This is a genomic window from Pelagibius sp., assembly GCF_028289705.1.
In the GTDB taxonomy this organism is placed as follows: domain Bacteria; phylum Pseudomonadota; class Alphaproteobacteria; order Kiloniellales; family Kiloniellaceae; genus Pelagibius.
Genome location: NZ_JANQOI010000122.1, coordinates 1 through 8,015, shown reverse-complemented (window position 1 = coordinate 8,015; position 8,015 = coordinate 1). Strand labels below are relative to the sequence as shown.

Below are 8,015 nucleotides of genomic sequence, written 5' to 3'. Positions count from 1 at the left end.
AGAATCAACAGCCGCGGGTTCATCAGCAAGGCGCGTGCGATCGCCAGCATCTGCTGCTCGCCTCCGGACAGCTGCGTGCCGCCGTTGCTCAGGCGTTCGCGCAGCTTGGGGAAGAGCGCCAGCACCCGTTCCAGCGTCCAGGGTCGACCGGAGCCGGCGAAGCGTCGTGCAACCAGTTCGAGGTTTTCGCGCACCGTCAGGGAGGGGAAGATGTCGCGCGTCTCGGGGACGTACGCGATCCCGAGACGCGCGATGTCGAAGGTGCGCAAGCCGATCAGGGAGCGCCCCTCGAAGCGGACGGCACCGCCGAGGTTCGGCAGGAGGCCCATGACCGCCTTCAAGGTCGTGCTCTTGCCTGCGCCGTTTCGGCCCAGGACCGCGAGAACCTGGCCTGGCGCAACGTCGAGCGACAGGTCGTGGATAACGCGGGTTTCGCCGTAGCCGGCCTGCAGGTTTTCGATCTCAAGCATTGACTGTCTCAAAGGCCGCCGGTCTCAGGGCTGCTCAGCCCAGGTCCCGAGATAGATGTCCTTGACCAAAGCGCTCTCCCGGGCCGCCTGCGGCGGACCGTCGAAGACCACTTCACCGAAGTTCATGACCGTCACGCGATCGGCGATGTCGAACGCCAGGTCCATGTCGTGCTCGACGATCACAATGGTCAGCTCCGCCGGCAGCCCGCGCAGCAGGGCATGAAAGGCGTGGATGCCCCCGGGGCCGATACCGGAGGTCGGCTCGTCCATCAGCAGGACGCGCGGGCGCGAGGCCAAGGCCAGGCCGACCTCCAGTCGCCGGCGCGCACCGTAGGAGATGCTGTCCGCGGATGTCTCCAGCAGTTCGGTCAGCCCGACCAGCGATGCCATCTCCCGTACCGTCTCCGCGACGCCCGCATCCCGCAGGCTGTCCATGGCAACGGTCTTCGCCTTGCCTTGAGCGCAGGCGGCGGAGAGCGAGAGATTCTCGCGCACCGTCAGACCGGAAAAGAGATTGTTCTTCTGGTAGCTGCGGGCCATGCCGCGCCGCGCGCGGGCATCCATCGAGAGCGCCGTCACGTCCTCGCCGGCAATCTTGATTTGCCCTGAATCCGCCGGCAGCTCGCCGACCAGCAGGTTGAACAGCGTGGTCTTGCCGGCGCCGTTGGGCCCCAGCACCACTCGGCGCTCTCCCCTGGCCACCTCCAGGGACACCCTGTTGGTGACCGTCAGGGCGCCGAAGGACTTCCGCAGGTCTTGGGCTTCAAGCATGTTCGGGCGTTTCCTTGGCTGCCGTCGCGGCCTTGCGGGCCGCCTGTCGCCGCTCCCAAAGATGCTCGGCCTGGCCATAGAGGCCACGCCCGCCGCCGAGCACAACCGCGATCAGCACCAGGCCGACCACCAAATGCCAGTGCTCGGTGAAACGCGCCACCTCATGTTTCAGGAAGACCAGGAGACCGGCACCCACGACGGCGCCGACCAAGGTGCCGAGGCCGCCGAGGATCACCATGATCAGCAGCTCGCCGGACAGGGTCCAGTGCAGCAGGCCCGGAGAGACGAACATCGTGTGTTGCGCGGCCAGGGCGCCTGCCAGGCCGGCCAGGGCGCCGGAGATCGCGAAAGCTGCGGCCTTGTGGCGCCAGACGGGCAGGCCCAGGGCGCGCATGCGCAGCTCATTGGACCGGATGCCGACAAGGGTACGCCCGAAGCCGGACCGCAGCAGGGCAGCTGCGAGCAGGTAGGCGACCGTGGCCAGCGCCACGCAGAGGAGCGCGAAGTTGAAGGAATCGTTGAGATCGATCCCCAGGCCGGAGAGGTCGAGGCGGGGTACGCCCGGCAGGCCGTCGTCGCCCCCGAACGTCCGGCTTTCGAAGACGTAGGCATAGCCCATCTGACCGAAGGCGAGGGTCGCCATGATGAAGAAGATGCCGTGGGTGCGCGCCGTTATGGCGCCGATCACCCAGGCGAAGAGACAGGCGGTAAGGATGGCCAGCGCCAGACCGATCGACGCATCCCAGCCCAGCAGGACCGTGGCCGAGGCGAAGGCATAGGCGCCGACCCCGAAGAGCGCGCCGTGGCAGAGGGAGATCATGCCGCCGTAGCCGGCGACCAGGTCTAACGCGATCGCGACGATCACCAGGATCGCAACCTCGGTCAGCACCTCCAGGCCGAAGAAGCCGGCGACCAGGGAATAGACCAGCGCTGCGGTGAGCAGCAGCAGAATCGCGGCGGTCTTGAGCGGTGTCTGATAGAACATGCGCTCAGCCTCGGGCCGGGAACAGGCCGGCCGGCCGCAGGATCAGCACCCCTGCGAGCAGGGCGTAGATCAGAATCGCCGCCAGTTCGGGGGCCAGCACGGCGCCGAAGGTCTGTACGAAGCCGATCATCAGGGAGCCGACGATTGCCCCCTTGAGGCTGCCGAGGCCGCCGATCACCACCACGATCAGGGTCGGTATCAGGATGGCTGTGCCCATGTCGGTGGTGACCGACAGGACCGGCGCCGCCACCACGCCGGCCAGGCCGGCCAGGGCGCAGCCGACGCAGAAGGCCCAGAAGAACACCCGCTCCACGTTGATCCCGACGCAGGCCGCCATCGCGTCGTTGTCGACGCCGGCGCGGATGACCGCGCCGACCTGGGTGCGGGAGACGATGACCGCAAGAATGCCGAGCACCGCCAGCCCGACCCCGATGACGAAGAGGCGGTAGGTCGGATAGACGATGCCGAAGATCTCCGTACGGCCGGAGAAGAGCTCCGGTTCGGCCAGGCCGAGGGCGATGTCGCCCCAGCCGATGCTGAAGACGTCGAGGAAAACGAAGATCAAGCCGAAGGTCACCAGCACCTGGTTCATCGGTCCCGCGCTGCGCAGCCGGCGGATGAGCGTCAGGTAGAGCAGGATCCCCACCAGCATCACGACGAGCGGTGCTGCGACGAAGGCAGCCCAGTAGCTTCCGGCCAGCCCGGCGGCGGTGACTCCGACGAAGGCGCCGAGCGCGTAGAGCGACCCGTGTGCCAGATTGACGAAGTGCATCAGGCCGAAAATGACGGTCAGGCCGACGGACAGCAGGAACAGAAGCATCGAGAGCTGCAGCGCGTTGAGCGCCTGGATCGCCCAGAACGATAGGTCGGCGGTCATGGATCGGCCCTGGTGAGGATCGCGAAAGGCAGCAGCGGGACCGGACCGCGCGCGGGGGCGGGGGAGGTCGCTCCGCACCCCGGACTTGCGCGGTCCGGTCCCGCTGACACGAGGACTACTGGACGGCCTGAGCGCTTTGGGCCGGGTCGCGAACAGCCTCGACCACGCCCAGAATCTTCTGGGTCATGCCGGCATCGCCGGCGACGGTCTTATAGATGTAGATGTTTTGAACGATGTTGTTGGTGGCCGGGTCGATCGCGACCGGTCCCCGCGGGCTGGTGAACTGCACCTCGGAGAGCGCTGTGGCGAGGCTCGCGCGGTCGGTCGCACCGCTCTTGATCGCCTCGACCAAGGCCTGGCCGGCATCGTAACCCTGCACGGCGTACTCCGACGGCAGGCGTCCGTGCGCCGCCGAGAAGGCCTCGACAAAGGCTTGGTTCTCCGCGGTCGCGATGGCGGGCGCGTAGTGGAGGCTGGTGATCACGCCTTCGGCGGCGGAGCCCTGAGACTCGACGTAAAGCGACGAAGTCAGGAAACCGGTGCCGTGGAGCGGCACGTCTTCGGCCAGACCGAAGCTCTCGTACTGCTTGACGAAGGAAATGGCTTCGCCGCCCGCATAGAAGGCGAAGATGGCATCGGCGCCGCTGGCCCGTGCGGTGGTCAGATAAGGACCGAAGTCCTTGGTGTTCTGGAACGGCGTGAAATCCTGCCCGACGACTTTGCCGCCGGCGTCTTCGAAGGCTTCGGTGAAGGCGTTGATCATCTGGTGTCCGGCAGCATAGTCCGGCGCCAGGGTGAAGACCGACTCGATGCCCTGCTCGGCCATCCAGGGGCCCATCGGACGGCTGACCTGGCTGTTGGAGAAGGAAAGCCTGGTGATGTAGGGGCTGCCGCGCTTGCCGGTGGCGTCGTCGTTGCCCGCGTTGGCCACGATCAGCGGTGTGCCCGACTGGTGGACGAAGTCGCGCATAGCTCCCAGCACGCCCGACGAGACGACGCCGACCAGCACGTCGACTTCGTCCTGTAGAACCAGCTTGCGGGTCTTGGACAGGGCGATCGGCGGCTTCACCTCGGTATCTTCGCGGACAATCGTGATCTCGGCCTCGGGGATCTCGCCGGCGCGCTGCTCCAGGGCGAGCGTGAACCCGCTGTCGATCTCCTCGCCCAGCGCGGCGTAGACGCCGGAATAGGGCAGGAGCAGCCCGACCGTGTAATCCTCGGCCTGGGCCAATGTCGGTGTTGCCGTCAGCAAGACGGCGGCCATCAATGATCCTCGCAGCACCCTCATCGTCTTCGTCCTCCCTCGTTTTGCCTCGCCGTGGCGGCGTGGCTTTTTTTCTGAGCGTCAGACGGTACCCGAGAGGGAGGCGCATAACAAGCAATATAATGCCTATTTCCGGACTCTCTCGAAGTCACGGAAACCCAAAACACTCCATGGTTTCTCTGTTTATTCCCATGATTGCGCCGTTTTTGGGCTGGGGAGGAGAAAGGCCGATCGTGAAGTGACATGCAGCATATTTCCTGTTACGCTTTGATTGTAATGGTCCGAACGATGTGCGGTGTCATGGGGAGAGGCATGTCCAAAGAGGCGTTCGAAGAGATCGTGCGGGAGATTGCCGAGCTGGTCGGCGAGGCGCCTCTGGATGCCGCGCTGGCGGAGCGCCTCAACGAGGATTGCCCGGTCGAGGGCGAGACTTTTCGGCGCCTCGGCGAGCTCTGCGCCGAAGGAGAAGGTGACGGCTGGCTGATGCAGCGCGAGGCCGGGGGCATCCGCTTCGGTCGGGCCGTCAAGCCGGGCGGGGCGGCCGGGCGTTTCAGTGTCGACGTGGTGCGCATGGCGGACGTGGTTGGGCCACATCACGTGCACACGCAGGGCGAGATCGGCGCCGTCTTGCCGGTCGAAGGGTCCCCCCGGTTCGATGGACTGCCGGCCGGCTGGTATGTCTATCCGCCGGGATCCGCGCATCATCCGACGGTGAGCGGAGGCACCGCCTACGTCCTCTATCTGCTGCCCGAGGGGGCGATCGAGTTCACCGGCCGTTGAGGCGCTGACAAGCTGACGACGGCAAGCCGAAACGGGCAGGCCGCAGGTTGTCGACGCCGAGGGTTGCCAACAAGGACGCCGCGAAGGCGCCGATTCATGGGGAGGAAAACCGGTTTGAGCAGGCCCAACGGCAACGCCGCGCACCACTTCGTGGACCGTCACCTCGAGCAAGGCCGGGGCGGCAAGGCCGCCTTTCTGGAGGGCAATCGCAGCCTCACCTATGGCGAGCTTGCAGAGCGCTCCGACCGGATGGCCGATCTCTATGCCCGTCACGGCCTGGGGCCGGAAGACCGGGCGGCGATGATCCTGCTGGACGTGATCGAGTTTCCCATTGTCTTCTGGGGCAGTCTCAAGGCGGGCGTGATCCCGGTTCCGCTGAACACTTTGCTCTCCGCCGATCACTATCGCTTCATTCTCCGCGACAGCCGTGCCAAGGCGCTCTTCGTCTCAGCGCCGCTGCTGGAGACACTGCGCCCGATCCTGGATGATCTGCCCTGCCTGCAGGCGATCTTCGTGGTCGGCGGCGATCCGGAGGGTTTTCTCGATTTTGCCGCGGAACTCGCAGAGGGCACGCCGCGGCCGGCCATCGAAGCTTCGCCCGACGAGACGGCCTTCTGGCTTTACTCCTCCGGATCTACCGGGACGCCAAAGGGCGTTCGCCATGTCCACAGCAGCCTGCAGGGCACGGCCGACAGCTATGCCGCCGAAGTCCTGGGCATTGGCGAGGAGGATCTGGTTTTCTCGGCGGCGAAGCTCTTCTTCGCGTACGGTCTTGGCAACGGCATGACTTTCCCGCTTTCCGTCGGCGCGACGGCCGCGCTTCTGCCGGGCCGTCCGACGCCGCAATCGGTGTTCGAGTTGATGTCGCAAGTCCAGCCGACGATCTTCTGTGGCGTGCCGACGCTCTATGCTGCGATGGTCGCCCAGATGCAGGACGATGCGCCGCCGGGCTGCGGGCGCTTGCGGCTCTGCATCTCCGCTGGCGAGGCGCTGCCGAAGGAGGTCGGCGAAAGCTGGCGGATGCGCACCGGTGTCGACATTCTGGACGGCGTGGGCTCTACGGAGATGCTGCACATCTTCCTCTCCAATCGGCCGGGCGATGTGGTTTACGGCACCTCTGGCTTGGCCGTGCCGGGCTACGAGCTTCGGCTGGTGGACGAGAGCGGCCAGGAGGTCGGGGGGGACGGTATCGGCGAGATGCTGGTGAAAGGGGACACGGCGGCCGAGGGCTATTGGAACAAGCGCCAGAAGTCCCGCAGCACCTTCGAAGGACACTGGACCCGAACCGGCGACAAGTATCAGCGACGCGCCGACGGGCGCTACGTCTACTGCGGCCGCACGGACGACATGTTCAAGGTCAGCGGCATCTGGGTCGCCCCCTTCGAGATCGAGCAGGCTCTGGTATCGCATCCCGCCGTGCTGGAGGCGGCGGTCGTTCCGGCTCTCGACGAGAACGGTCTGGAGAAGCCCAAGGCCTTCGTCGTGCTCAAGCAGGCGGCCGCCGACGACATTGCGCTGCAGTTGAAGGAGCACGTGAAGGCGGCCGTCGGCAAGTGGAAGTACCCGCGCTGGATCGACGTCGTGGACAGCCTGCCGAAGACCGCCACGGGCAAGATCCAACGCTTCAAGCTGCGCGCATGCGCGTAGAGATGGCTCCGATCGACTGGACCTGCAGCGACACGCAGCGGATTCGGGCCGGCGGCGCGATGCTTGAGATGATGTGTCTCGGGCCGCCGCCGGAGCAGGCGACGACATTGGTGCTGCTGCACGAAGGCCTTGGCTGCATTGCGCTCTGGCGCGATTTCCCCCTGCGCCTGGCCGAGGCCACCGGCTGCGGCGTCCTGGTCTTCTCCAGGCAAGGCTACGGTCGGTCCGATCCTTGCGATTTGCCGCGCCCGCTCGACTACATGACGGATGAGGCGGTGCGGGTGCTGCCCGAGGTGCTCGATGCCATCGGTCTGCGGCGCGGTATCCTGGTTGGTCACAGTGACGGCGCCTCCATCGCGGCGCTGCACGCCGGGCGCGTTGGCGACGCGCGCATTGCCGGGGTGGTGCTGATGGCGCCGCATTTCTTCACCGAGCCGATGGGGCTGAAGTCGATCGCCGAGGCCCGCGAGGCCTATCGTCATGGGGATCTGCGGTCGCGGCTGGTCAAGTACCACGCCCACGTGGATGCCGCCTTTCTAGGATGGAACGGCGCCTGGCTCGATCCGGACTTCACCCGCTGGGACATCCGTGATGCGCTGGACGGAGTCTCCGTCCCGGTCCTGGCGATCCAGGGCGAAGCGGACCAGTACGGAACGCGCGCGCAGGTCGATGTCGTGGCCGAGCGGGTGCCGGCCGAGGTCGAGCTGGCACTGCTGCCGGACTGCCGACATTCCCCATTCCTCGATCAGCCGCAGCGCTGCCTTGATCTGCTGCGCGGTTTCGTTCTGCGCCTGCAAAGGGCGACGGCTGACCTTGCCTCCTGACGCGGGGGGTCTCAAAAACGCAAAGGAGAAGGCGTGAAGCTCGAAAGCTATCTCTGGGGAACCTGGCAGAGCGGTCAGGGTGACGGTCGGACTTTCGTCAACCCCGTGACCGGCGAGGAGCTGGGGCGCGTGGACGCCAGCGGGCTGGATGCTGCGGCCGCAATGGACTATGCGCGGGACGTCGGCGGCCCGGCGCTGCGCGCCCTCGGTTTCGCGGAGCGGGGCGCGCTCCTGAAGGCCGTGGCGGGCGTTCTTGCCGAAAACCGCGACCGCTACGGCGAGATTGCCCGCCTGAACAGCGGCAACACGGCGAGTGACGCCGCCATCGACATCGACGGCGCCATTGCCACGCTGAAGGTCTATGCCCGACTGGGGGCGTCGCTTGGCGATGCCCGCA

At 66.4% G+C, this 8,015-nt stretch carries 9 protein-coding genes; 4 read left to right on the top strand and 5 right to left on the bottom strand.

Annotation, left to right across the window (positions count from 1 at the left end; genetic code table 11):
- The 5 genes from Q0996_RS15870 to Q0996_RS15850 form a co-directional block, all read right to left on the bottom strand.
- The coding region (locus Q0996_RS15870) for an ABC transporter ATP-binding protein (RefSeq protein WP_299621791.1) at nt 1-470 on the bottom strand (470 nt) is incomplete at its 3' end.
- Nucleotides 471-494: 24 nt separating this feature from the next.
- Nucleotides 495-1,241 carry an ABC transporter ATP-binding protein gene (locus Q0996_RS15865; RefSeq protein WP_299621788.1) on the bottom strand — a complete coding sequence of 249 codons (747 nt, stop codon included), beginning with the start codon at nt 1,239-1,241 and terminating at the stop codon, nt 495-497.
- Nucleotides 1,234-2,226 carry a branched-chain amino acid ABC transporter permease gene (locus Q0996_RS15860; RefSeq protein WP_299621785.1) on the bottom strand — a complete coding sequence of 331 codons (993 nt, stop codon included), beginning with the start codon at nt 2,224-2,226 and terminating at the stop codon, nt 1,234-1,236. Before Q0996_RS15860 ends, Q0996_RS15865 begins: the two co-directional genes overlap by 8 nt.
- A 4-nt stretch (nt 2,227-2,230) precedes the next feature.
- The gene (locus Q0996_RS15855) at nt 2,231-3,103 is read right to left on the bottom strand and encodes a branched-chain amino acid ABC transporter permease (RefSeq protein ID WP_299621782.1); all 873 of its coding nucleotides are present in this window, start codon (nt 3,101-3,103) and stop codon (nt 2,231-2,233) included.
- 115 nt (nt 3,104-3,218) lie between these two features.
- Nucleotides 3,219-4,367, bottom strand: coding sequence for an ABC transporter substrate-binding protein (locus Q0996_RS15850; RefSeq protein WP_299621779.1), 1,149 nt, complete (start codon nt 4,365-4,367; stop codon nt 3,219-3,221).
- 312 nt (nt 4,368-4,679) lie between these two features.
- On the opposite strand from Q0996_RS15850, the gene Q0996_RS15845 reads away from it, so the two are divergent.
- The 4 genes from Q0996_RS15845 to Q0996_RS15830 form a co-directional block, all read left to right on the top strand.
- On the top strand, nt 4,680-5,147 hold the full coding sequence (locus tag Q0996_RS15845) for a DUF4863 family protein (RefSeq protein ID WP_299621776.1): 468 nt from the start codon (nt 4,680-4,682) through the stop codon (nt 5,145-5,147).
- 114 nt (nt 5,148-5,261) lie between these two features.
- Nucleotides 5,262-6,794, top strand: coding sequence for a benzoate-CoA ligase family protein (locus Q0996_RS15840; protein WP_299621773.1), 1,533 nt, complete (start codon nt 5,262-5,264; stop codon nt 6,792-6,794).
- Between the two features lie 2 nt (nt 6,795-6,796).
- Entirely contained in the window at nt 6,797-7,618 is an 822-nt protein-coding gene (locus Q0996_RS15835; protein ID WP_299621771.1) for an alpha/beta fold hydrolase, read from the top strand.
- Nucleotides 7,619-7,651: 33 nt separating this feature from the next.
- A partial coding sequence (locus tag Q0996_RS15830; protein WP_299621768.1) for an aldehyde dehydrogenase family protein occupies nt 7,652-8,015 on the top strand: 364 nt, incomplete at its 3' end.

Coding starts and splice junctions, on each gene's coding strand:
- Q0996_RS15835 (WP_299621771.1), top strand. CDS start 6,797: ATGGCTCCGATCGACTGGACCTGCAGCGACACGCAGCGGATTCGGGCC.
- Q0996_RS15865 (WP_299621788.1), bottom strand. CDS start 1,241: ATGCTTGAAGCCCAAGACCTGCGGAAGTCCTTCGGCGCCCTGACGGTC.
- Q0996_RS15850 (WP_299621779.1), bottom strand. CDS start 4,367: ATGGCCGCCGTCTTGCTGACGGCAACACCGACATTGGCCCAGGCCGAG.
- Q0996_RS15845 (WP_299621776.1), top strand. CDS start 4,680: ATGTCCAAAGAGGCGTTCGAAGAGATCGTGCGGGAGATTGCCGAGCTG.
- Q0996_RS15860 (WP_299621785.1), bottom strand. CDS start 2,226: ATGTTCTATCAGACACCGCTCAAGACCGCCGCGATTCTGCTGCTGCTC.
- Q0996_RS15855 (WP_299621782.1), bottom strand. CDS start 3,103: ATGACCGCCGACCTATCGTTCTGGGCGATCCAGGCGCTCAACGCGCTG.